This is a genomic window from Planktothrix sp. (assembly GCF_046067725.1).
In the GTDB taxonomy this organism is placed as follows: domain Bacteria; phylum Cyanobacteriota; class Cyanobacteriia; order Cyanobacteriales; family Microcoleaceae; genus Planktothrix.
Window position 1 is genome coordinate 1 of the sequence record NZ_JBJUDF010000270.1, and the last position, 26,007, is coordinate 26,007.

The window sequence follows — 26,007 nt, forward strand, 5'->3', positions numbered from 1 at the left end:
GCTTGTGTTATTGGTCATGAAATAGCCCATCATGTTGAACGTCATATTGCGTTAGGGCCAGCCGAAGCAATGGCTTTAAAAGAACGCATTCAAAAAGAAGCTGAAGAACAAGTTTTAGCGGAAATTCAAGATGCTAAATCTGATGCAACGGGAACTTCAATTGGAGGTGCTGTTTTACAAACGATTGGTGGTTTTTTAGGTGGTTGGGGTCGAACGGCGGGAAATATTGGCAATAGAGCATTACAAGATGCCAGTCGTCAACGTTTAGCTCAAGCCGAACAACGGGTTCAAGAAATTGTGGAACAAAAAACCGCAGAATTAGAAAAAAAACTCGCTGAAAATAATCGAAAACAAGAATTTGAAGCCGATGAAATTGGCTATCAATATATGGCTAAAGCTGGCTTTGAAGCAGAAGGATGTATTCGAGTAATGGAGGTTTTAGGACGCACTCCTGGCGCGGAATTTGATACAACACACCCGGCTATTCCAAAGCGAATTGACCAGCTTAGAGCGTTAATGAATCAATATCCTCCCGCAACTTTAGCTCAGGAAGGAGAAAGCTTAATTCAATCAACTCAACCCTTAACTTATGACCTTTCAAAAGATGGTCAATCTTTAAGAATTAATTCCCATCGAGGAGGTTCGGCTGCGGATGATATTGACCGTCGTTTTGGTCAGTAATTCCTAGTAGGAAATAGGGAAGAGGAAGTCAAAAAAATGGATTTAAAAATCATATTCCACTTCTAAAATTTCCGTATATTCAAACTCATTCGGACTGTGATGGACTAACGGATAACGCACTCCTCCTAATTCTATCCAATCTTCTTCACAATCAAGTTTTGGAGAATTGTAGGATAAAATATACTCGCGTCCAATGCGTTTTTCCATCTCTTCCGCCACTTCTCCTCGCCATTGAGTTTTTGTCACTAAAACAATCAATTGATTCGCTAATTGTGGAATAATATTCGCAATTTGTCGCCGATAAATCTCGTCTAAACTACCAAAAGGCGAGTCCATAACAATCGGAAAGGTACTACTATCGGGGCCCATTAAAGTATTTTTTTGACTCCATTCTCTGACTCCCTCAATAATTCCCCCAATAAACGATAAACTTAAAATCTGATTTTCTCCTGTTGAAGCCGCCACTTCCGCTTCCTCTCCGGCGGTAGTTTCCACTAATTTTAATTCATATTTTTCTGTTAATTTCGGTAAATAAGGAGTAAAAGAAATTTGGCTAAAAAGTTTTTGTACCCGATGTTCTAACTGACAGCGAAATTGTTGGTCTAAACGGTCTTTCACTTCCATTAACCGCACAATCGCATCCTGAGTTGCAGCAATTCTGCGTTGGACTAAGACTTGTTTCATTTCATTCATTTGCTGTTTATCAATCTGTCGAGATAAACTTTCAATACTGGTTTTAAAATTTTCAATTTGTTGCTGATTTGAACCTGTTTCTCGATTTAATTCTCCCATTTTTAGTTCAATTTCATCTAACCGCTTTTGTAAATCTTGAATACTCTCATCAGGAAATTTTCTCAGTTTATTTGTAATACTATCCAATTCATTTTCTATTCGTTGTAATTCTTCTCGATAAGTTTGAATATTCAATTGTTGACGGTTAATTTCCTCCCAAAATTCACTAGCTTGTTTTTCTAACTCATCCACTTGGGTGCTTAAACGAATCGCTGTTTCATCAATATCCGCCGTTCCCGCTTGATTTAACCATTGTTCAACCTGTTCACATCCGCTATTACCAGGGATTAATTCAGCCCCACAAATACACTTTTTTTCCTCTAATAAACTCTGCAAAAACTGCTTTGTAATTCCCGTATTTAACTCTCCCCTTTCTTGCATTTGGGAGAATAAGGTTCTAAATTCTGCTGTTAATTCAGGAATTAAAATTGTATAGCCTTTGGTTGAAATTCCTCGATTAATCGCAATATGAGCTTGACGCAGTTGTTCTCGCAGTAATTGTTTTTTTCGGTCTAATTCATCCCGCAATTGTTGTAATTCCGCCGCACCGCTTAACTCCCTTAACCGTTCACTCAAAGTTAATTTTACCTGTTTATGATTATCTAATTCTTGAGTAATTTCAGTTTGTCTGTGCAACAATCGTTCCATTTCCTGTTCGGCTGTCTTTTTATCTTGTAAATACTTTTTAGTTTCAGGATTTCCAATCATTCCTAAATCAATTTCTAAGGATTTTTTAGCTTCTCCTAAATGTTTAATCGCTCGATTTAAAACTTCTACCCCTAATAATTCTTTCGTTGCTTCAGCAATCTCAATTTTGCGTTCATCTCGAACAATCTGCTCAATTCTCTCTCCATCAAAAAAGAAATATTGATGTAAACTTAACGGTAAAATTCGATTAATAATTTCTTCAGGAGGGTGAGGCGGTATCGTCCAGCGTCCATCATCTCCCGCCACTTGCATTGATAATTCACTGCGACCATGTTCTATTTCCATCCCATTTTTATAAGCTCGACAAATCCGTTTAACTGAATATCGTTTATGATCATGTTCAAAGATTAATTCCACCCAACATCCCACCGCTTTTCCGGGTTCCGCTTCATTTAAAGCGCGTTTATTGACTAAATGTTCAGAAATGGCAAAAGCCGCACTAAACTTTTCATAAAGAACCCAAGTAAACCCATTCATTAATGTGGTTTTTCCCGCCCCATTATTGCCATGAATTACTGTGGTATTTCTATGACCTGATGCTAAAATAATTTCAGGTGTTTTTCCATAGAATTGCCTAAAATTACACAGTTGAATTGAAATTAATTTCATTTCACCACATCCTTAATAATTTTAAGAATATCATCATTAATATTACGAGGATTTTTCATATAGAGTTTATCCCGTTCAGCTTGTAAAACTCGTTCAATAATTTCTCGAACTTCTGGGGAAGCATTAGTAATGGGGTCTTGAGCTTCTTTAGGGTTAATATTATCCCCATAGATTAATTTTTTCTCGGAGAAAACATTAGTAATGGCGGTAATAAGACTTTCAGAATATTTAAACATTTTAATTGCTGTCTAGGACTAATGCCTATGATTGGGGTTGTGAGGTTAATCATCAGTTTAACCCACGCTCTTCTTAATCCTACAATAATTTCTTAAATTTGGAAATAGGGAGAAGCTTTAAAAGTCTTATAAATCTAATAAACCATATCGCTTTTGTAACTGAAGTAATTTTAATCTTGCTTCCCCTGCATTATCGGCTAAATTCGCAAATTCTAAAAACCGTTTTAACTCTTTTCTTAATAAATTCCGTTCAACTTCTAAGGTATTTCGATCTAAATCAGGCGGTAACACAATCATATCAAATAATGTTGCTCTTTCTTTCCCTGGATGGGGTCTTAAAATTCTTCCTCGTCGCTGAATAAATTGTCGAGGATTACAACTACTGGCTAAAATAACAGCATTTTGAATCGCGGGAATATCTACTCCTTCATCTAAACACCGAATGGCAACTAACCCTTGTAATTCCCCGCGTTCAAATTGTTGACGTAATTTTTCCCTTTCATTTAAAGGAGTTTCGGCGGTATAAGTATTCACCCGATAACCCAATTCTGACCCTAATAATTCAACGGTTGCTTCTAATTGTCGTGGGGAATAATCTTCTAAGGTTTCTACACTTCCATCCCCACAATAAAATAATGTATGGGTTGTCTGTAACCGATTTTTCATTAACTCTCGCAGAGCATCTAATTTATTCGTTGCTGAAGCAATTAACCGAGACCGTTGAATTAATAAAGCGGTAATTGTTTCGTTATTTTCCCAATCTTTATCATCCATTAACGCCCAACCAATGCGAGTGGTTAACCGATGATATGCTCGGCTTTCTGCTTCGGTTAATTCCACTAAAACCGGATAATATAAATACCGAACTAATGCTCCTTGATTAATCGCTTCTGCTAAGGTTAATTCCGGTTGTAAAACCGACCCAAAATAATTTAAAATAGCATCGGTTCCACTTTCATCAAAATGTCGTTCAGGAGTAGCAGAAAGCGCTAATCTTAAGCCAATATTGCGCGGTAAACTTTCCTCTAAGCGGGGACTTCCTAAATTATGAGCTTCATCTCCTACAATTAAGGTTTTTTCAGGAAAATAACGCAGTTGAGATTGAAATCCTTCAGAAATTAAGGTAGAATTAGTGGTAATAACGGTTAAAAACGGTTGATATCCGGCTCTTAATTGATATAATTCTGTTGATAATTGCCGTTGCCAATAACGCACACTTTCAAAGGCTAAAATTGGGTTTAAATTAAATTTTTCAGCTTCTTTTGCCCATTGGGTCACTAAATGCCGATAGGGACAAATAATAATTAATGCTTCTAAACCAATTTTTTGATATAATTCTGTAGCGATCGCTAAAGCCGTAATCGTTTTACCGCTTCCCGTTGCCATTTTTAACGTTCCCCGCCCCCGATTAGCAAACCAATTATGAACCGCCTGCTTTTGATAAGAACGTAGATGCAACGATGGCGGAATTTGAGGAACAGATAAGCGATTACCCATCTTATATACAGTTATCAGTTATCAGTGTAAGAGTTAATAATTAACCGTTAATCTATTAACTAATATCTAAGATTTTAAACTAAAGTAATTATTGTCCTGAATAGAACCTGGAAAAAATTAATGACCCTTGCTGATTGCCAATTCGTAATTCGTAATTCGTAATTGTCTATTCCCCTTCCCAATCAGGACAAGTTTCGGCTTCAGCCCCCATCGGGTGCATCCCACAAACTAATAAATTTCCGCCATAAACCTGTCCGTGATAATGTTTACATCCTCGACAAGCGGGTTGTTCTGTTTCTGTCGGTTGAACGTATGTAACAAAGGGATCAAAATGTTCTCCCTCACTCTCAATATCGAGATCTAAATAAATATCAATAATCGGTTCAAAGAACTCATTGATACATTCATCTAATTCAGGAAGAATTTTATTTTGTACCTCATCGGTAATTTCTTCCGAAATCTTGGTGAGCTCGCCCAACATTTCATTAAATTCTTCAGTCACGTCTGTAAAAAATTTATCCATGTCCGAAACCACAGTTTCTATTGCTTCTACAATACTTTTTGACCACTCTTCCATGGGACTGATTAACCAATTTTCTCAATAAATTTTATAAAATATAGCCAAAAATAGCTATACTAATATTCTAGTATAGCGCGAAAAAATCAACGATTAATTGTGAATTTTTTTGAAGCGTTGACTTTGATTATTCCTGAGCTATTGCTGTAAACGTCGCAATTCCTCTTGTAAATCCTGTACTTTTTGTCTTAACGTTTCCACACCCTCATCGGTTTGAGTGGGTTCCTCATCCTCTAAAATTTCAATGCGGCGGGGTTCTGATTTAGGCGGTGAAACAGGAGGAACACTTCCTGGTTTTTGAATGTCCTGAATCGTTTCTTCCACAAAACGGCGAGCTTCCTCGGTGGTCATTTCACCCCGTTTCACAAGCTCATCGGCTAATTTTTGAGCATCCGTGCGTAATTCTGCGAGGGTTTTACTGGCTTTTTCTCCCGCATAAGAAGCTAACCCCACTCCCAAGTAAACGGCTTTTTGGAAAAGATCTCCGAAACCCGGCATAATGACTCCAACTTCCTGAAAAAATTAACGGTTGCTAATCAAAATCAACTTTTTCTAAAATCTGTGTTTATTTAATTCGTGCAATCCGTTTAAAAAAAGTGACCCGGAGTTTACGCCTATCAGAAGCATCCCGTATTGCTGCCACCTTCCGGTTCTGACAAGGTTTGGGCGTTCCAATCGCATAAGTCCAGGTCATTTACTACTATAACACATTTTTTTATTCTGCAACCAAACACCATTGATAAAGTTCGTAAGTGACACAGCCATTCTGAATCAAAGGGTCTTCGGCTACAATTTTTTCCGCTTCCGCCCAGGACTCTGCTTGAAAAATCAACATCCCGCCGCCTCGTTTGGCCCAATAACCACTCCGAGCTTGATGACCTTTAGCGATTAATTCTTGAACGTAGGTAATATGGGCCGGAACAAATTGATCAAACACGGCTTTTTCTACAATTCCCGTTTCAATTTTGGCAAACCAAGGCATAATTATTCCTCTATATTATTTCCGAACCTTAGCGGGTAATCGTTTTTGGGAGTGCGGGGTTTTAGGTTTGAGTGCGGGTTGGGGACGAGGTTGAGAACGAATTGTTTCTTGATGTTCTAAACTATCTTCTTCAACGTCATCAACATAAATATCTGCCCCATTAACAATGGCTCCCAAAAGTCGCGGACGATATTTTTTCGGATCTTCATCTTCAGTATCCATTAATTTATCCGTTGTTTCTCCTAAGAGCCCTGATGCGGTATAAATCGGACGAGCAACTATTACCATTCCATCGGTATAAGGTTCTAAAGTTAAAACATCATTATTACCATGAAAACAAGGACTATCAATCACCACAAAATCAAATCGATAACGAACTTCCTCTAAAAGACGCCGTAATTCGCTTGATTCTAACAAGGTTGCGGGATGACGTACTGGCCCAGGAGCGGGGATTACATACAAATTATTCACATCAGGAACTAAACGAATACACCCATATAAATCGCCATAATATTGCAACGGTTCAATAAAACTTTGCGGATCAACCGCTAATCTTAAAGATTCAACTTCAGAACTTGATCGGAAATCAGCTTCAATTAATAAGGTACGTTTCCCACTACGGGCGGCTGCGATCGCTAAATTATAAGCGGTTAATGTTTTTCCTTCAGTATCTCCAACACTGGTGATTAAAATAATTTTAGGGGGTTTCTTTCCTGAACGTTGTAAATTACTGCGGATTTTTTCATAAAATTCCAAATAAGCCGAATGGGGTTTTAATAATAACGGTAAATGCTCTTCTCCTGAGAATAAAAACACCGTTGGAACCACACCCAAAAGGGGGACTTCTCGTTCTTTAAATGCCCCCTGAATTTCTTCCCAGGTGTAGAATTTCCCACTGAGCATTCCTAACACAAAAATAATTACTGCACCCCCTAAAACCCCACCTAATCCTCCCATCGCCAAAATTAAAACCATACTCATTGCTTTCGGGGTTTCTACATCAGGAGCTTCTGCTTCTTTTGCGATCGCTAAACTACTGGTTGTTTCCGCTTCGGCGGCTTGAGCATCTACTAATTTCGCCTGCATTTGATCATATAATGCTTTTTTATAAGCCACCTGCTGTTCTAGGCGTTGTTTTTCCATTTGTTTATTCGGAATGGTGGCGTAATTCCGCTTTAAATCTTCTCCGGTTTTTTTTGAGGCTTTTAATTGTTGTTCTAAACTTTCCTTTTGAGTTCTCAACCCAATTAAATTTTGAGCTAACTGTTGACGAGTGGGGTCAAGAGAGGAATCCACTCGAATTTGATCCACGCTGACTAGAGGGGCTGCAATTCCATCTCCTCCTAACACTTCAGAAGCCCGTTCTTGTAATTGTTGTTCAGCCGCTTGTTGACGTTTGACTAACTCTGCCACTACGGGATGTTGATCTCGATAATCCTTGCGTAAAACCGCTAATTGCGATTCAATTTCATACAATTGCACCCGTAATTGAGCAATAATTGGATCAGCCGCTAACGCTTGGGAAACAAAAGCTTGATCAACATTTAAACCTAATTGAGATTCTAAACTCGCAATTTGAGCATTCAAAGCTTCTAACTGTAAATTCAGATCTTTTTGCTGTTGTTCATTGGCTAAAATAGCTGTGGGTAAAGAACCACTTTCTAAACTTAAAATCGTTGCTCCTTCTTGTTTATCATAATTTTCTAACTCTTTTTCTGCCTTTCTTAGTTCGGCTTCGGCGGGTTTTAAGCGTTCTTGAATCGCCTCAATAATACTATTCAATTGCTGAGTATTAATCACCCGACTTTGTTCCTCCATTTTTTTCATCAGGATATTAACAAAGCTGACGGATCGTTCTCGGTTAGGATCTTGAAAAGAAACCGTAATTTTCATCGGAGTCCCTGGAGCATCTTTACCCCCCGGAACGCCAGGTTCTACCTTAACGGCTAATTTTTTTTTCAAATCATTCGGTGTCAGATTAAATTCTTTAACAAGAGGTTCAAGAATACTGATAGGAAGTAACATTTCTTGGGAAAGTTGTTGTCCTTGTTGCTGAATAATTTCACCCGTTTGAGAAAAAATTACTGGACTACTTTGACCCGTCATCAAACCCGTTGCTTTAAAAGGCGGAGTCTCTGGAGGTTCCATCAACATTGCAGCGGCTCCTGATGCACCTAATGCGACGATAAACGTCGCAAAACCCGCTAATTTATATTGGTCAAAAGCAATTAAATATCGTTTAACAATGGGTAAAGTCATAATTGAGCAGGGAACAGTGAATTACGAATTACGAATTACGAATTACGAATTGGGAATTACGAATTACGAATTACGAATTGGGAATCTTGATCATTTATCTTTGATTACCACTACTTCCCGAACCCGTCGGAGTAAATAAACTTTCAACCCCGGCTTGTAATTGTTGGAAAAATAGGAGAAATCCAAGAATATCGCGGAAAGGTTGAGTAAAAGTATTTAACACATAACTAATCTGGGCAACTAAATTGCGATTGACAACCAACACATCATTGTCTTGTAGCAAAATATTATCGGTTGCATCACCCGCTAATACATTTTTACCATTTAAAATCTGTCTTGTGGGTTTTCCGGTAATTGGATCATAACGAATTAAAGCAATTTCCGTCATATCTGCTAAATTTAATGGCACCGAGTTTAAGGCATCAATAAAACTACTTCCATTGGGTAATACCACCGCACCCACCGCATTAATGGGATAACTCAAAATTCTCACCGTAATTTGAGGACTCGCCAAACTGGATGTTGCAATCAACCGTTGATCATAATCTTCCTGTTCATCCGGTTGCAGTTTGGGAATAATAATTGCATCTCCATTTTGTAAGGAAACATTCGGTAAAGCCGTTGCTTCCTTAATCGGGGTATACAAATCCACAATATCCTCAACTAATCGCCCCTCAACAGTAATTCGACAAATCAAAACCGACCGTAAATCCGAGGTAATTCTAGCTCCTCCTGACGCTTGAATCGCCGTTGTTAATTGTCCGCCTCCGGGGGGAAGTTGATAAAATCCAGGTCGGGTGACATCTCCCACAATGGTAATATTCACCGCCGTCGGTGCTGCGGCTAAACTATAGGTTTCTAAAATATTTCGGGTTGGCCCTTGATAACTACGAACCTCCTGAGACGGAATTACAATCACATCTCCATCTTCTAACAACACATCGGCAGGTCTGACCCCCAATAATAATGGAGTTAACAAATCCACTTCGGTTTCCACCACTTGATTATTAGCTAAGGTGCGCCGAATTTGCACCCGTCGTAAATCGGCGGCTGTAGTGGTTCCTTGGGCTGTTGTTAACGCAATTGGAATTTCAGGACTGGCTAAGGGATAAAACCCCGGTCGGGCGACTTCTCCGGTAATCGTTACCCGTACAGGACGTTGGGTTAATAAAGAGAGGTTAACTTGGGGATTTCTAACATAAGGATTTAAACGATTGGCAATAATAGACTGTACCTGTTCGAGCGTTAAATCCTGAACGCGAATGGCTCCGATTAAGGGTAGTAAAATTGCGCCATCGGGGGTAACAGTGGAGGTGGGAACACTTAAATCATTAGAACGCTGACCATTAATAAAGACATCAATATACAATTGATCCCCTGGCCCTAAACGATAATTCGTCCCGCGATTTTGACTCAACCGTTTGAAATAACGATTATCAATGGGGGGAGGAATTGCTCCAGAACGATCTAAAACGGGATTCCCAGAGCGTTCAAAGAGTTGTATGAGTTGTGGCCAGGTTGGTTGCGGAAACCGAGGCGGTTGCAGTTGTGCCCCTGGATATTGTTGACTCGCAACTTCCGGGGGAATTACACATTTTTCGGGAACGGTGGCGGTTTGAGCTAAAACCCGTTGTTGAGGTGTCCATCCCCATAATAACGCGGTAAAAGAAACAATCCAACTCGTTGAGTACAGACTGGTGAGAAAGAGAGAAACTCCTGTTTTGTGGTAACGCTGATTCATAATTTCCCCCGATTGAAGGGGTCGGTTGTTGAAGTTGTGTGTAGATGACCCATCCGACCGTTCTAATTTAGCCATTCAGGAAGGGTGGCAACTAACGCTTCTGCCATTAAAGATGCTTGCACACTTTCACCTAGGGAAGCCGCCACAGGCCAAACTTCTTGGATATTCCCTAAAGGTTTAATCGGAATCAAAAGAGCAACAGCGACCCAAGGAGCACGATTTCGACTGAATTGAGCAAAACGATCCGCCCAAAACCAATGACTCGGTGCTGGATGTCCACCATTTGGCCAAGCGTACCATTGAGCCACCGCATAGGTTTGGGTCGTTGTCCAAGCTTTAAAAAATTTAACTTGGACTTCAACCGGATCTAAATCCTTTGATGTAGATTTGACCGAGAAGCGATTTTGTTGCTCCTCATCGGTTTTCCAACCTAAAAATCCATTCAGATCCATCCATTCAACTTGAGGTTGATCTTTATAATAATTTTGGGGAAATAACAGCACAATTGCGTTTTTTTTGTCCTGTTTTACTTCTTGTTTTAACCACTCTTGATTTCCAATTTTGATCGATTGAATCTTAACCGTTTGCCATCCTGAAAGGCTTAAACCTTCTTTTCTAACCGTTTGCAATTGGGGGAGTGTTTTGAGTTGAGGCATATCCCTCCAAACCAGTTTTTGGCTAATATAGCCGGGAAGGGCAACACCTATTAACAACACCGTCATTAAAATGACAATAATAATTTGAGATTGTTTCTGTCGCAGTTTCAGCGATAAAATCATATTTGTAATTAGGGAACAGGGAATAGGGAATCAGAAATTGGGAATGGGTAGAAGAGACAAGCCAACTGTTCACCCACAATCATTACGATTCGGAATCAATCGTGGCATAATGTTGTAATCCATTAATTAAGACAACTAATAAACCTAGCATACAGGCGGAATATAAATCTCCACCCCATCCTTCATGAAGCCATGCAAATAACCCATCTTGTCCTGTTCCATGAAACAGTGTTAATAGTGTATTCCTCATGATATTAGCAAAAATGCTAATAAAAGCTGCACTCACTAAGAACAAAATACTGAGGGTTCTTGAAGCTAAAAGTCCTGTCCAATACAGTAACATTAATCCCACATACAAACTTGTAAATAACATTTTTAATCCGGCACAGTGGGGGGCTACTTCTACAATCTGACCATTCACAAACAGATAAATTTTTTCTACCGTTACCTCTAAATTAAGCTGAGTCAGAACAAATCCAGCAACGTGGGCAATAAAGGTTTGCAAGGGTAAGGCTAAAGGTTCAATTAAATAGGGTAAATAATGAGGAGTTGCTAAGAAAACAAAAACTAAAGCGATCCCCATTAATTTAACCCCTGGAATTCCTTTAAAATTAATACAAATTCCCGTTAACATTAACGGAAAGGAAAGATTCACTAAATCCCCTAATCCACTCGAATAAAAAATACTAGCAATGACAACTAATCCAATTCCGAATGGATGGCTTGTATTAGGTAAATCTTGCCATTCCTGTCGTTTCGTCCAAACAATATAAGCCGCAAAAGGTAAACCAATTAAACCATGACTAAAATATTCATGCTCAATCCCAATATTTTTATTGAGCCAGCCGTCGTACCAATGAATTAAAAGGGGAGCATATAACAACACCATCAATACAACAACAATTCCAGGCATTAAATATTGTTCAATGGCAATGGGAATTTTACGGTTAACTTGCATAATTGTTAAGAATTGAATGCTAATTAATAGTTGACTGAATCGCGCTAATAACCTGATTAATTTGGTGGGTTGTTAACCCTGGATACATCGGTAAAGATAGAATTTGTTGACTTAGTTTTTCCGCTTGGGGGAAGTCTCCTTCTTTGTAGCCTAAATTTTGATAAGCGGGTTGCAAATGACAGGGAATGGGGTAATGAATTCCCACTTGAATTCCTTGCTCGCTGAGTTGGTCTTTGAGGCGATCGCGAGTTATGGCGCAGTCTTCTGTCACCCGAATCACATAGAGATGATAAACATGACCATCTGCACTTTGATTTTCAATGGGAATAATTCCTTTTTCTCGCATTAATAAAACAGAGGCATCATATTTTTCAGCTGCAAAATTGCGCTCGCGGTTCCACTGTTCTAAATGGGGTAATTTAACTTTTAAAATCGCCGCTTGTAAAGTATCGAGACGGCTATTGGTTCCCCGTTCGGTATGAACATATTTTTGCGGTGCGCCATAGTTTCTTAAACTTCGTAAATTGGCAGCAACGGTTTCATTTTGAGTTACCACCATTCCGCCATCCCCAAAAGCTCCTAAATTCTTACTCGGATAAAAACTAAATGCAGCGGCTAACCCAATACTTCCTGCACCATAACTTTCTCGTTCGGCTAAATGGGCTTGAGCCGCATCTTCAAAAATAATTAAATCATGAGCTTTAGCAAAGGCAAACAGTTGATGGGGAGAAACCATTTGACCATAAAGATGAACTGGAATAATGGCTTTGGTTTTTTTGGTAACGGCTTTGTCGGCTTGATTGAGATCAATTAAAGCGGTATGGGGATCACAATCGACTAAAACGGGAGTTGCTCCTGCGTGTAATACTCCAATCAGTGTGGCAATAAACGTATTAGCTGGAACTAAAACTTCATCCCCCGGTTGAATTCCACACGCTTGTAAACCGAGTGCGATCGCATCTGTTCCACAGGCGACCCCTACCCCATACTGAACCCCACAAGCGTTGGCAAAGGCAATTTCAAAGTCGGTTAAAGCGTGACCTAAGACAAAATCACTTTGATCCATCACAGCCTGGATCGCTGCTTGAATCTCTGGTTTAAGGGGATCGTGGATCAAAGTTAAATCAACAAAGGGAACTGAACTTAGGGTGCTAGTCATATCAACCATGAGCATATATCAGCAACACCAGCATAGCTTAGGGTGAAGAAGAAGGGTGCAGGGTGTCGAGTTGGAGTCAAAAGGAATACGAATTAATAACAATAAATCTGTGACGATTACAGTCACAAAACTTAGCAAAAACGGAAATAATTTGTTACATTCAAAAGAACTTGAACACTATAGCGCTACGCGCGATGGTTAGGACAGGTCTAAATCCAGCAAACCCTTTCACACCTTACTGTTCCCTGTTAAGCTGTTCCCTGTTCCCTAGAACATAGTGCTATAGAATTTGCAATTTGGATTATGGTAAAATTCGCTATACAACTCAAGAACATCTGAAATTATCGGGGTGGGTGTGAGCTTAAGTGGTGTTGAAAGGGGTGAGTAGGCGCGAAAACGACGAACTCACGTCCGATGTTAAGCCAAGCCCAAGACCCTTGATGGTCTACACTTAATATCGATAACAAGGGAAACCAGTAAAACTATGCCACAATTGAATCTGATTGATCCCAATGTCAACGGGAATCTCAAATCTACATCTTCCCCCGTTACAGACGATCACACTCAGCCCCAACAGCACCGTGATCATCGGGATCAACCCTCAGACCATTCATCACTTAGAATTGATTTGAATGCCGTTAATCAACAATTAGCGAATGCAGATGCAACGACGGTAGTTGAGTGGGCGGCTGACGTCTTTGGGGAAGGTTTGGTGATGAGTACCAGCTTTGGTATTCAAGCCGCTGTGATGCTGCATTTGGTTACTAATGTTGTTCCTAATATTCCAATTATTTGGGTGGATACAGGTTATTTACCGACTGAAACTTATATTTTTGCTGAACAATTAACAGAACGTCTTAACCTGAATTTAAAAGTTTATCAGTCTCCCATGAGTCCAGCCCGAATGGAAGCTTTACACGGTCGATTATGGGAAAAAAATGACGTTGATGCTTTAAATTATTATGATAAAATTCGCAAAGTTGAACCGATGCAACGCGCCTTAAAAGAATTAAAGGCGACGGCTTGGTTAGCGGGGTTACGGGCAGATCAAACCCATCACCGTAAAACCTTACGTCAAGTGACTCAACAATCAGGACGATACAAAGTTCACCCGATTTTATCTTGGAATTCTAGGGATATTTATCAATATTTAACAACATATAATTTACCGTACCATCCCTATTTTGATTTGGGATATACCACCGTTGGAGATTGGCATTCGAGTCGTCCGTTAATGGCAACGGATGAAAATGAACGGGATACCCGTTTCCGAGGTTTAAAACAAGAATGCGGTTTACATTTACCTCAAACGGAAGAAGAAGCGAAAAGCTTGGATTCTAGTTCGTTGTAAATCCAAGCTCTGTGGGTCAACGGCAGTGCTCAGAATTCTCCTGAGCTTGATTCCTTCTCAGGAAGGGGAAAGCAAAGAGTCACGGTTGTTCCTTGGTTGAGGGTACTTTCAATGGTAATGGTGCCTTGATGAAATTCAACCAAGCGTTTGACAACCGTTAATCCTAATCCGACCCCAGGGGTTCCTGAAATCGAGTCAGCATTGGCCGCGCGATAAAAAGCATCAAAGACTTGTTCGAGTTCAGCTTCAGGAATGCCAATTCCTTGATCTTGGATTTGGAAAACAACCTCAGTGGGTTGATAATTAATATTCAGATAAATAGTTCCTCCACTGGGAGAATAACGAATCGCATTGGTCAATAGATGAATGAAAATTTGTTTCAGGAAGTTGGGATCAGCTTGGAATGCTTCAGGATGATTTCCTTGAGTCAATAATTCAATTTGATAGGATTGATCTTCCAGGGGGTTTTGCCAATCTTCAACTAAGCTTTTAATAAATAGATCTAAATTTAAAGATTGAGGTTCAAAATGAATTAAATTAGATTCAGCTTCCGCCAAAACAATGGCACTATTTAAAATTTGTTCAATTCGTTTAACACTCTCATTAACTTGGTTTAAATGACGTTCTAAATTTTGAGTCTTTTGTTTTTCAATTTTATATTTAATTAACTCATTAGAAGTCATAATTACCGTTAAAGGCGTGCGAAATTCATGAGAAATTGTCGTAATTAAACGAGATTTCATTTCACTTAATGACTGTTCTTTTTTTAAAGACTGTTCTAATTGTTTTTGAAGATGAAGTAATTCTTGATTTCTTTGTTTAAGTTCTTGAGTCCGTTGTTCCACTTTAGATTCTAAATCTTGATTTAAAATTTGTAGTTCAGTTTGAGCCGTAATGCGTTCGTTAATTTCCTGCTCAAGTTGTTGATTTTTTTCCTGTAACTGATTTTTTTGTAATTGTAATTCTTTTTGTAATCGGCTAATTTTAAGTTGAGTCGCAACCCGAACCACCACTTCTTGGACATCAAAGGGTTTTGTAATATAATCTAATCCCCCCACTTCAAAGCCCATGAGTTTACTTTGAATATCATCTCTAGCGGTAATAAAAATAATCGGAATATTCCGTGTCCGTTCATCCGCTTTCAGACAACGACAAGCTTGATAGCCATCTAAATCGGGCATCATGACATCTAATAAAATTAAATCTGGGGGCATCAAGTGGGCTGAATTTAATGCAAATTGTCCATTGGTAGCTTTACGCACTCGATAACCTTGTTCTAATAACACTTGAGATAAAACCCGTAAGTTATCAGGAACATCATCAACAATTAGAATATCAGCTATAGGGTTAGAAGCAGAATTAGATTTCATGACAAAGCCAGTTGAACCCAATGAAGAATTAATTCAAACTCAAAGTTATTGATTAATTCTGTAAGTGTATTAATTAAAAACGTTTGAGAAGTCGGAATTTGTGCCAGTAAACTGAGGAGCTTTTCAGAATCCCCAATTTGAGTTTCCATAGCAAGCTGATTCAATAATTCTGGGGGAAGAGTTGTTAAAGCTTGAACAATAACTGCATCCTGAATTTCATGAGGTTCAGCTTTATGAAGTTTGGAGCCTTCAACTCTATACTTTACTCCTAAATGTTTCTTGAGCATCTCCCAAATTAAATTTTCGGTTACAGGTTTACCCACAAAATCATCACAGCCTGCAATAATCGCTTTTTGGCGTTCCTCTTCAAATACACTAGCAGAAACCGCAATAATTTTGGGAAACGGATCAAAATTAGGAGGAGTCGTTAACAAGGTCTGAGCCTTTTTCGCTCTAATTTCTTGAGTCGCCTGATAACCATTTATTCCTGACATTCCCATATCCATCCAAATTAGATGAGGATTGTAAGATTCGACTAAACTCAAAGCTTTTTCTCCCTGATCAGCTTCTTCCACATCAAACCCAACAGAACGTAACAATTTTGCTAACCATTGGCCGTTGGCTTGTGAATCCTCGACGATTAAAATTCGGTATTGGGGTTGTTGGGGATCTAAGCCAATCACCTGATAGCGAGGCTGTGGAAAGGTCAGGTTTGCTGAATCAATCGGCTGAACACAGATTGTAAACTCAAAACAACTTCCGATTCCGAGTTGACTGTTAACGGTGATTTCACCCCCCATTAATTCTACAAAACGGCGACTAATCGGCAACCCTAAACCTGTTCCTTGTTCAAATTTTTGGCCACTACTGGTTTGTACAAACGCATCAAAGATTGTCTCTAATTCTTCTGGGGTCATCCCTTCGCCTGTGTCTTGGACTTGAAATTGAATCCTGTAGTCAGAGGGATTAGAAACTGGGTTCAGGATTAGGTCTAAGGGTTTAATTTTTAAGGTGATCGAACCTTGATCGGTAAATTTAATCGCATTATCTAATAAGTTAATCAGCACTTGCCGCAATTTACGTTCATCGGTTTGTAAATATTGGGGTAAATTGGGCGATCGCTCAACCATTAATTGTAACCCTTTTGAGGTTGCTCTAAGTTCAAAGGTATCTTTAACCTCTTCCACAAATTGATATAAATCAAAAATTTTCTCTTCCAGGGTCATGCGATTCGCTTCAATTTTAGAAATCGATAAAATATCATTAATCAGTTGTAATAAATGTTCTCCATTGCGGTTCACAATATTTAATTTTTCTCGATGATGGGATGCCAAGGTGCTATCTCTAACCATCAGTTGGGTAAAGCCTAAAATGGCGTTTAAGGGAGTCCGAAGTTCATGGCTCATATTAGTTAAAAATGTACTTTTGGCTCGACTTGCCATTTCCGCTTGTTCTTTAGCTTTTTGCAGTTCAAATTCCGTTTGTTTTTGTTGGGTGAGATCTAACACAAAAGCGACCACTTGATGGACTTCTTCTAATAAAGTTATCCCGATAATAACCGGAATTCTAGTTCCATTTTTATGCAAGTATTCATTTTCATGAAGCGGTAAAACTTTGTCAGTTAAAATTTGTTTAAGCCTTTGCTGATAGACTTCTTGGCGATAATCAGGGATAATTACATCTAAGTGTAATTGTCCGGTTTCTAATTCCTCACGGCTATAACCTAACATTTGCAAAAAGGCATCATTGGCTTCTACAATTCTGCTTTCAAAATCAGTAAAGAGAATTCCTATAATATTTGCTTCGATTAAATGTCGCCATTTAGCTTCACTTTGGCGTAACACTAATTCGGCATTTTTTTGTTCTGTAATATCCCTCAAAGAACCCGCCATACTCACTGGATTTCCTTGTTCATCTCTAAAAGCTTCACCTCTGACTTGTACCCAAATATAATAGCCCAATTTATGTAACCAACGATATTCGATTAAGTAAGGTAGATTAAACCGCAGATGATTTTCGATATCTTGAAAAACCCCTTGACGATCATCAGGATGAATAAAATTTCTAAATCGGGTTAACGTCGGTTCAAATTCATTCGGTTGATAACCAATCATTTCAAAAAATCGAGGAGAATACCAAATTCTTTCTTGATTGACATCAAACCAATCCCAAATACCATCATTTGATCCTTTAATTGCTCGTTCAAATCGTTGTTCACTTTCTTTTAAAGCTTGTTCGGCTTGGATTCGTTGCGTAATATCTTGAAATTGCACAACAAAATAAAGGGGTTGATTTTGACGATCTTGAACTAAGCCAACACTCAGTAATCCTGAAACTAAATGCCCGTTTTTATGAATTAATCGTTGTTCTAAAGTATAGGTTTTTCGTTTTTCTTTTAAGGTTTTTTCTACAAAATTAAAATCTTTTTTAAAATCTTCTGAAAACGTAATTTGATCAAAGGTTAACTTTAAAAGTTCAGCCTCGGAATACCCTAAAATTTTACAAATCGCCTCATTAACTTGTAAAAATTTACACTCTATTGAAATAATAAACATTCCAATGGCAGTATTGGTAAAGGCACTTCTAAATCGTTCTTCACTTTGACGTAATGCTTCTTCTGCGTGTTGACGGGCGGTAACATCCTGAACAAAAGATAAAGTCGAGGTTAAATTTCCTTCTTGATCAAAAAGTCCAGAGAAAAACCATTCACACACTAGAATTTCTCCGGTTTTTGTATAATTTCGATTTTGTATTTTCAAGGTACTAACCTGACCTGATATCATCTGCTGAATTCCTTGATCAACGGTTTCTTTGTCTTCTTCATAAATCATCGAAAAATCATGATTCGATAAACCGATCACTTCATGGGCTTTCCAACCAAATATCTTTTCGGCTTGTTTTGACCAGCGTTTAATTTTTACTTGAGCATCCCATTCTATAATCGCTAAAGGAGAATTTTCAAAATGTTGTTGAATTTGTTCTAACGCGACTTGTAGTGATCGCTCAGTTTTTTTAATATAAGTGGTATCTAAGGTGGTTCCTACAATTCGATAAATTTTAGATTCTAAATCTTTTAAAGGGGTAAGACTGGTATACCAAAATCTTTCTACACCATTTAAAACCACGACTTCTTCATAAGAAATAGAGGTTCCCGCATCAAGACAATCTTGGTAATGTTGAACAATCTTTTCCCAGGAAGGAAGATTTAATTCTTGAGGAGTTTTTCCTAACAATAATTGACGCGGAAAACCGGTTGCTTTCTCATGGGCGGGATTCGTTCCCACATAGTAAAACTCTCCATTGTCTCCAACTTCTACCACAAAAATAGGTTCGTCAACTCCCTCATAAATACTCCGCAGTAATTGTTCTTGATTTTTTAAAGTGATTTCCACTTGTCTGCGGTCTGTAACATCTCTGAGGGTTCCTAATAGACGAATCACCTGTTTTTGTTGTGGATCAAAAATTGGTTCTCCCTGGATTTCTATATAGCAAATTGAACCATCACAACGCACAATTCGTAATTCTGCCGCCAAGGATTTCTTTGCCCATAAAGGTTCAAGAATTTCCTGACGATAGATGTAGCGATCATCAGGATAAATATACTGTAATATTTCATTCCCTTGAGGCGGTTTAAGACTAGAATCAAGACCATAAACTTGATAAACTTCTGGAGACCAAATGGTAGTTTGAGTTTGGTAATTAAATTCCCAAATACTGAGTTTTGAAATTTGTTGAGCTTGGCGTAATTTGGATTCAGTTTTTCTGTGTTTAAGAATTTCTAATTTAAGTTGAACTAAAGCATTCTGTAATTGAGTATTCATTCCTTTAAAGGATTGAACTAATTCCCCAATTTCATCACGTCTACCAAAATCGCTGAGGTGCTGAATTTCACCTTCTGCAATCTGTTTAGCCGCTTTATTAACGACTAAAATGGGTTTAATAATCCAATGGCTGGTTAAGATCCCTACACCAATAGATAAGAAAAAAATCCCACAACACACAAAAAAGGTTTTTTTCAAATAAGTATGAACCTCAGCCATGAAATCACTTTGAGGAATGACGACAATAGCGAGTAAATCTAAACCATATTGATCTTTTAAGAAGAAAACTTGTAAAAAATAATGATTTGATAAGCTTCCCAACCGAGTTGGGGGAATCGTAAAATCAACGTTTTGTAATGTTTGAACTTCTTGGAAACTTCCAAATTTTTCAATTAAAAATTTTCCAAGTTGATTTAATAATAAATCTTCGCTGGATAAAAGATTAATTTTTTTCAATCCTTGATCATCTTGTTGATAATTTTTTCCAAAAGAACGAGCTACTAAATTTCCTTGGCGATCAATTAAAATCACCTGTCCTGATTTTCCCACTCGAATATGACTGAGAAAATTACTCAAATCAAAGGAAACAATTCCAACAGAAAAAACCCCTAACAATTCTCCTGTCATGGGATGATCAATCGGGGTATTGAGACTAAATCCAAAATCTTCTTGATTTTCAACAGCATAAAAAGAACCCCAGCTTGTCTTTCGCTTTTTGACAGCATCTTGATACCAAGGACGGAGGGTAACACTAGGTTTTTTAAAGGCTCTTAACAGTCTAATCGGTTTTCCGGTATGATCAATGGCATAATCATAAATTAGTGATGAATCTTGAGGACTAGAACGCAAAATTCGCTGACCTTTAGAACGCGTAACGGATATAAAATTATGCTGTTCATTCCCCCATGATATTCTACTAATAGATTTAAAATTTTGTAGATTTAAAAATAGCTGATGTTCGAGGAGGCTGAGATTTTTCAAATCGATATTTTCAACTTTCCAGTAATCCAGAGTCAGATTTGTAATAGTTTTTGCAGTTTCTGTGAGTTGTTGCAGATGATCTTCCACACGGTAAGTCACTTCATCCATGAGTTCACGGCTGATTTTTTCAATGGCACGTTGTCCACTCAAAAAGGAGAGATAACCGATGATCGATACTGTTGCAGTAATTTGGATCACAAAGGGAAAAATCAATACAAACCGTAACGGAATTCTTCTCAAGGTTTGACTGATTAATCGAGAATGGAAGAAAGAGAAAAAATTGCTCATGGAATGGTTTGATGGGATCAAACGTTCAGGTAGAAGTGCTGGCTGTTTTCTTCAGGAATCTTTTCACGAGTTGCTGAACAATCAAATCTGATTCCTTTTATTGGCACAGTTTACTGGATCATATTTTAATTATACGTTGAATTTGCAATTTGGGAAGGATTTACCATGAGTTCCCCGGGGTGATTTCTCCTGCTTCTACACTGAGAATTTGAGTTTGTTTTAACCATTGAGCATCAAAAGCTCCTAAATGGGTACTGGTAATTAAGGTTTGAAACCGATCTTGAATGGCTTCTAAAAGTTGATTTTGTCGGTGCAAATCTAATTCAGCTAAGACATCATCTAATAAAAGTAAAGGCGGTTCTCTAACCACCTCTTCAATCAATTGTAATTCTGCTAATTTTAACGCTAAAACTAACGTGCGTTGTTGACCCGATGAACCATAATTTCGAGCCAGGGTTTGATTAATCGTAAACATCACATCATCTCGATGGGGGCCAACTAAAGAAATACCTTGTTGTTTTTCGGCGATCGCCCGGGTTGCTATTTTTTGTAAAAACGCTTGTTGAATTGTTTCTGGTAAAGCCGTTGATAAACATTGATTTGATAAAGATAAATTAATATTAGGTTGATAAATAATATCTAATAATTCTGTCCTTCCACTAATGGATTGATGGCAAGCTTTAGCGAGAGGAACTAAACGCTCTAATACTCGATTTCGTCGGCGGAGAACCCGGGTTCCAGCTACAGCTAATTGAGCATTCCAAAGTTCTAATTCTTCTTGTTTTTGAGAGTCTATCCCTTCTGGATTTTGTTTAATGAATTTTAATAAAGCATTGCGTTGACGCAAAACTTGATTATATTGTTGTAAAATATAAGCATAAATCGGTTCTAATTGTACCAATAATCGATCTAACCAATTGCGTCGGTATTCAGGGCTACCTCGAACTAATTCTAAATCTAAGCTTGAAAACTGCACCACATTTAATACACTTAAAAAATCCAAATGACGCCGCAAAGATTGACCATTGAGAGCAACAGTTCGCCCCCCTTGGGAACGGAGTATAACCGATAAATCCAATGTTCCTAGATCTCGTTCAACGGTCGCAGTAACTTGTGCTGTCGGTTTACCATCAAAAATTAAATCTCGATCCCGACTGACCCGATGACTTTTCAGAGTCGAAAGTAACTCAACGGCTTCTAATAAATTGGATTTACCTTGAGCATTATTACCTAATAAAATAGTTTTAGGAGCTTCAAACCAAACTTTTTGATCAAAATAGTTACGGAATTGACGTAAATATAACAGTTTTAAATACATATTGAATGGAATCAAAAATTAACGTTCACCTAAGTGGATATACAAGTTGGCTCCTATTTCTGGAGATAGTTTTGCGGAATTAAGATTTTGCAGTAAAGTAAATAGGTTTATAGGTCATCACTAATTACCTAAACACGATTAAGACCCTTTTGTTTAAAACACAGATTTTAAATTTTAACGCTTCTGGAGGATTCTTATGAAAATCCCGCAAATCCAAACCTGCCTGAATAGCCATGATTTTCACGAGCGACTCAGAGCACTAACGGAACTCAACGATTATGAGAGTCAAGTGGCAATTCCCCTATTAATCAGCAAACTCAGTGATCCAGAATTTATTATCCGGTCTTTTGTGGCCATGGGACTTGGACGTCAACAATCTCCTGAATCTTTCCAAGCCTTAGTCGAACTTTTGAATCATGATCCCGATGCTAATGTTCGTGCTGAAGCGGCGAACTCCCTGTTTCAATATGGTGAGATAGCAATTCCTGATCTGGTTCGCTGTTTTGGTCGAGATTTCAATAGCTTGGTACGACGGAGCATTTTAGAACCGTTAATGACCCTTCGCCACCCCCAAGCGTTGTATGACATCTGTGTGTGTGGGTTGAGTGCACCGGAACAAATGACTCAAGAAGCGGCTATTGATGGGTTAGGGGTATTAGCGGGAACAGAAAAACAAATGGACGCCTTAAACCAGCTTTTAAAATTAGTCAGAACCCCGGTTTGGCGAACCCGAACTCGTGTAGCTTTAGCATTGAGACAATTTAATCATCCCCAAGCCCTAGCCGCATTACAGGATTTAAAAAAAGACGAAGATCACCGAGTCGTAGGGGCTGCCTTAGAAGGAGCACTGTAAATTAAAATAAATGGGTAAATTGGGGGTAAATTTAAAGAAGCAGCAACGCCAACCCGAAGAATCAACGGTTGCTCGCTTTGTTGTTTTTCTTTGACCTTCTTAAAGATGCCTTTTATAGCAGGGAAAAAAGGAACCACTGAACACGAAGGAGGAAAAACCCGGGTGATAGGGTTTGAGGCTTTCTTATGTCAAACACCTATATTTCAATTGCTATCAATCAAACTAAAATTTTATTGATTCGCACAATCCCGTCAATGTCACGCTTTGATTAGGAATTAGGTTAACCGGAAAGTGCCATATATTATTTACAACCCCGATACAACCAACGCCATGACCTTTAACTTGCAGTTCGGTACTAATACCATCGGACGGGGGCGGGAAAACACGATTTGTTTGGCGGATGTGAGTCTGTCTCGTCGTCATGCTTGCATTGATGTCCGTGAGGAAAAAATCACAATTACGGATTTGCATAGTAGTAATCATACCTTTGTTAATGAGGTGATGATTGAACACTCAACCCTCAAGTCTGGGGATTTAATTCGCTGTGGTCGGGTGGTATTTAAGTTTATGAATATTGCTCTTACACCTGCGTACAAAGCCAATGCTGACAGTTCTCAAACCTCTGTGATTCAAGAATTTGCAACCGATGCAAGTTATACGATTATTCAAGATTTATTAGATCCTTCCCAAGCCGGACGTTCGGTTTTAAATATTCGGCAACAAGATGCCCATTTAAGGGTTGTTGATAAGTTAAAAATTTTATTAGAAGTCAGCAAAGAGTTATCTTCTCCCCATGAACTTAAAAAATTACTCGATAAAATTTTAGATTTATTATTTCAAATTATGAATGTAGATCGGGCAGCAATTTTGCTGGTCAATCCCAAAACCAATAATTTAGAGCAAAAAGCGGTTAAATTTCGTGAAGAACCTTTGGCAGATGAACATTTTTATAGTAAAAAAATTACCAATACGGTTCGAGAAACGGGGAATGCCTTGTTAACGGCGGATGCCCAATCTGATGAACGATTTGAAGGGTCTGAATCAATTTTATTTCAAGCCATTCACGCCTCAATGTGTGCTCCTTTAAAACTACGAGATACTGTGATCGGGGTTTTATATGTAGATAATTTATCATTGTCTAATGTTTATTCTCCTGAAGATGTGGAATTTTTAACGGCTTTAGCCAATCAAGCCGCGATCGCGATTGATAATGCAGAATTATATAAAAAAATGAAAGAAGAAGCGGTGATGCGGAATAAATTTGAACGATTTTTTCCACCAGCCGTAAGTCGAAAATTACGGGAAGAAAATTTAGGAATTGTCGAAAGTATTGTAGAAAGTGAAGTAACCGCTTTATTTTCTGATATTACTCGCTTTACAGAAATGTCCTCTCGAATGCAGCCGCGTCAAGTAATTTCTATGCTTAATGAATATTTTAAAATTATGGTGGAGGAAATTGTTTTTCCCTTTGAAGGAACCTTAGAAAAATATATTGGAGATGCCTTAGTTGCCGTTTGGGGAGCACCTTATTCTCGTCATGATGATGTGGATCGAGCCGTGCGGGCAGCGATTGAAATGCAATGGTCAGTTTATCGCATGAATGAGAAATGGAGACAACATTATGGTGAACCGATTTATATTCATATTGGATTGAATACCGGACAGGTTGCGGCGGGAAATATTGGCTCTTCTAAACTGATTCAATATACCCATATTGGCGATACAATGAATGTTGCCAGTCGGATTTGTTCTGCTGCTCAAAAAAACGAAATTTTAATTTCTCAATCTACTTTTAATCAATTAAAAGATCGGAATCTTCCGTTAGAAAAAATTCCCCCTGTTATTGTTAAAGGAAAAGCTGAACCGCTACAACTTTATCGCATCCATTGGCAAGAAGTTCAATCAACGGTTTTATCTTTTTAAGAATATTAAAATACCAGATTAGTAGAACGTTAAATCAGGGAAATATAATCATGAATACTCAACTTGCACATCGGTATCAACTGCTGAAAATTTTAGGAAATTGTTTGAATTGATTTTGGAACTGTCTAAAAATTAGTTTTTGAAAGTTCTTTGTTGATGACGACGCAATCCCAAAGATCGATTTAATAGAAACACAACCAAGAAACCTATTGAGGTTCATAGGTAATTTGCTCCGATTGATATTGGGGCGGTTCAACATGAATTAAAATTCTAACCGGACTAAAACGATTTTCCAATTCAATTTCCACTGCTTCTGTAATGCGATGGGCAGTTTCCACATCCCCCGCTTCAACAACCATGTGCATTTCAATAAAAACTTGTCGCCCAATCATTCCACGAGAAGCAATATTATGACAGTTAATCACCCCAGGAACAGACATGACAATCTCTCGAATTGTTTCAGGATCAATCACCATTTGATCCACTAACCAAGGTAAATTTTCTTTTAATACAGTCCAACCACTTTTAAAGACTAATAAAGCAACTGGAAAGGCTAAAATCACATCTAAATATTGCAATTGAGGTAAATTCCAAACCTCTCCTTGCCAAATCCCAATTAATCCTCCAATTACCATAATCGTAATCCAAACATCACTCATCGTATGTTTAGCATCTGCTACTAAAACAGCACTACCATAACGTTGACCGGCTGCCCGTTCATAATAAGCGACAAAAATATTAATTCCTAAAACAATTAACAAAATCCATAATTCTTGCGGAGAAACTTCTACAGGTTTACCTTCCTTAAATAACCGTTCTACTGCACCACTCAAAATTTCAAAACAGGCAATTCCTAAAAAAATAGCCACACCCAAAGCTCCCAACGCATCAAATTTTTGATGCCCGTAAGGATGTTCCCGATCGGGTTCAGGAGATGCAAAATGATTCGTAACTAACCCTAAAATATTATTGGCACTATCAGTAACACTATGCAACGCATCCGCTAATAAACTCAAAGACCCTGTGATTGTTCCTACGACAACTTTAATTAACATAACCACTAGATTTAAACCCAAGGTTAGCAATAAAACTTGTTGAACTTTTGAACGATTATCCTGAAGCAT

At 38.3% G+C, this 26,007-nt stretch carries 19 protein-coding genes and 1 other RNA gene; 4 read left to right on the forward strand and 16 right to left on the reverse strand.

Annotation, left to right across the window (positions count from 1 at the left end; translation table 11 throughout):
• On the forward strand, positions 1–681 hold a 681-nt coding region (locus ACKPEB_RS16610; RefSeq protein WP_408966073.1), incomplete at its 5' end, for a M48 family metalloprotease.
• A gap of 42 nt (positions 682–723) precedes the next feature.
• Here the strand turns inward: ACKPEB_RS16610 and ACKPEB_RS16615 are convergent.
• The 12 genes from ACKPEB_RS16615 to ACKPEB_RS16670 form a co-directional block, all read right to left on the reverse strand.
• A complete protein-coding gene (locus ACKPEB_RS16615) occupies positions 724–2,790 on the reverse strand; it encodes an AAA family ATPase (protein ID WP_408966074.1) in 2,067 nt (688 codons plus the stop codon).
• Positions 2,787–3,026 (reverse strand): hypothetical protein, encoded by a 240-nt coding sequence (locus tag ACKPEB_RS16620; protein ID WP_408966075.1) that lies wholly within the window; start codon positions 3,024–3,026, stop codon positions 2,787–2,789. The genes ACKPEB_RS16615 and ACKPEB_RS16620 overlap by 4 nt, the downstream gene beginning before the upstream one ends.
• A gap of 126 nt (positions 3,027–3,152) precedes the next feature.
• The gene (locus ACKPEB_RS16625) at positions 3,153–4,523 is read right to left on the reverse strand and encodes a DNA phosphorothioation system restriction enzyme (RefSeq protein WP_408966076.1); all 1,371 of its coding nucleotides are present in this window, start codon (positions 4,521–4,523) and stop codon (positions 3,153–3,155) included.
• A gap of 166 nt (positions 4,524–4,689) precedes the next feature.
• Positions 4,690–5,100, reverse strand: coding sequence for a hypothetical protein (locus ACKPEB_RS16630; protein WP_408966077.1), 411 nt, complete (start codon positions 5,098–5,100; stop codon positions 4,690–4,692).
• 138 nt (positions 5,101–5,238) lie between these two features.
• Complete coding sequence (locus tag ACKPEB_RS16635; RefSeq protein ID WP_408966078.1) at positions 5,239–5,598, reverse strand: phasin family protein; 360 nt, start codon at positions 5,596–5,598, stop codon at positions 5,239–5,241.
• Between the two features lie 97 nt (positions 5,599–5,695).
• Positions 5,696–5,792, reverse strand: an RNA gene (gene ffs, locus ACKPEB_RS16640) — signal recognition particle sRNA small type.
• Between the two features lie 23 nt (positions 5,793–5,815).
• Positions 5,816–6,082, reverse strand: a complete 267-nt coding sequence (locus tag ACKPEB_RS16645; protein ID WP_408966079.1) for a YciI family protein — start codon at positions 6,080–6,082, stop codon at positions 5,816–5,818.
• 15 nt (positions 6,083–6,097) lie between these two features.
• Positions 6,098–8,341, reverse strand: coding sequence for a GumC family protein (locus ACKPEB_RS16650; RefSeq protein ID WP_408966080.1), 2,244 nt, complete (start codon positions 8,339–8,341; stop codon positions 6,098–6,100).
• 94 nt (positions 8,342–8,435) lie between these two features.
• Positions 8,436–10,082 (reverse strand): polysaccharide biosynthesis/export family protein, encoded by a 1,647-nt coding sequence (locus ACKPEB_RS16655; RefSeq protein WP_408966081.1) that lies wholly within the window; start codon positions 10,080–10,082, stop codon positions 8,436–8,438.
• A 62-nt stretch (positions 10,083–10,144) separates the two neighbouring features.
• Entirely contained in the window at positions 10,145–10,861 is a 717-nt protein-coding gene (locus ACKPEB_RS16660) for a cyanoexosortase B system-associated protein (protein ID WP_408966082.1), read from the reverse strand.
• Between the two features lie 82 nt (positions 10,862–10,943).
• Entirely contained in the window at positions 10,944–11,819 is an 876-nt protein-coding gene (gene crtB, locus ACKPEB_RS16665; RefSeq protein WP_408966083.1) for a cyanoexosortase B, read from the reverse strand.
• A gap of 19 nt (positions 11,820–11,838) precedes the next feature.
• Positions 11,839–12,978, reverse strand: coding sequence for a DegT/DnrJ/EryC1/StrS family aminotransferase (locus tag ACKPEB_RS16670; protein WP_408966091.1), 1,140 nt, complete (start codon positions 12,976–12,978; stop codon positions 11,839–11,841).
• Positions 12,979–13,462: 484 nt separating this feature from the next.
• On the opposite strand from ACKPEB_RS16670, the gene cysH reads away from it, so the two are divergent.
• Complete coding sequence (gene cysH / locus ACKPEB_RS16675) at positions 13,463–14,329, forward strand: phosphoadenosine phosphosulfate reductase (protein ID WP_408966084.1); 867 nt, start codon at positions 13,463–13,465, stop codon at positions 14,327–14,329.
• A gap of 29 nt (positions 14,330–14,358) precedes the next feature.
• On the opposite strand, the gene ACKPEB_RS16680 is transcribed toward cysH, so the two are convergent.
• The 3 genes from ACKPEB_RS16680 to recF all read right to left on the reverse strand — a co-directional run bounded on the left by ACKPEB_RS16680 (position 14,359) and on the right by recF (position 22,107).
• Positions 14,359–15,699 (reverse strand): ATP-binding protein, encoded by a 1,341-nt coding sequence (locus ACKPEB_RS16680; protein ID WP_408966085.1) that lies wholly within the window; start codon positions 15,697–15,699, stop codon positions 14,359–14,361.
• Entirely contained in the window at positions 15,696–20,789 is a 5,094-nt protein-coding gene (locus tag ACKPEB_RS16685) for a PAS domain S-box protein (RefSeq protein ID WP_408966086.1), read from the reverse strand. The genes ACKPEB_RS16680 and ACKPEB_RS16685 overlap by 4 nt, the downstream gene beginning before the upstream one ends.
• Before the next feature lie 160 nt (positions 20,790–20,949).
• Complete coding sequence (gene recF / locus ACKPEB_RS16690; protein WP_408966087.1) at positions 20,950–22,107, reverse strand: DNA replication/repair protein RecF; 1,158 nt, start codon at positions 22,105–22,107, stop codon at positions 20,950–20,952.
• A 196-nt stretch (positions 22,108–22,303) separates the two neighbouring features.
• Between recF and ACKPEB_RS16695 the strand changes: the two genes are divergently transcribed.
• Entirely contained in the window at positions 22,304–22,960 is a 657-nt protein-coding gene (locus tag ACKPEB_RS16695; RefSeq protein WP_408966088.1) for a HEAT repeat domain-containing protein, read from the forward strand.
• Positions 22,961–23,251: 291 nt separating this feature from the next.
• Positions 23,252–24,883 (forward strand): adenylate/guanylate cyclase domain-containing protein, encoded by a 1,632-nt coding sequence (locus ACKPEB_RS16700; RefSeq protein WP_408966089.1) that lies wholly within the window; start codon positions 23,252–23,254, stop codon positions 24,881–24,883.
• A gap of 206 nt (positions 24,884–25,089) precedes the next feature.
• Here the strand turns inward: ACKPEB_RS16700 and ACKPEB_RS16705 are convergent.
• On the reverse strand, positions 25,090–26,007 hold a 918-nt coding region (locus tag ACKPEB_RS16705), incomplete at its 5' end, for a cation diffusion facilitator family transporter (RefSeq protein WP_408966090.1).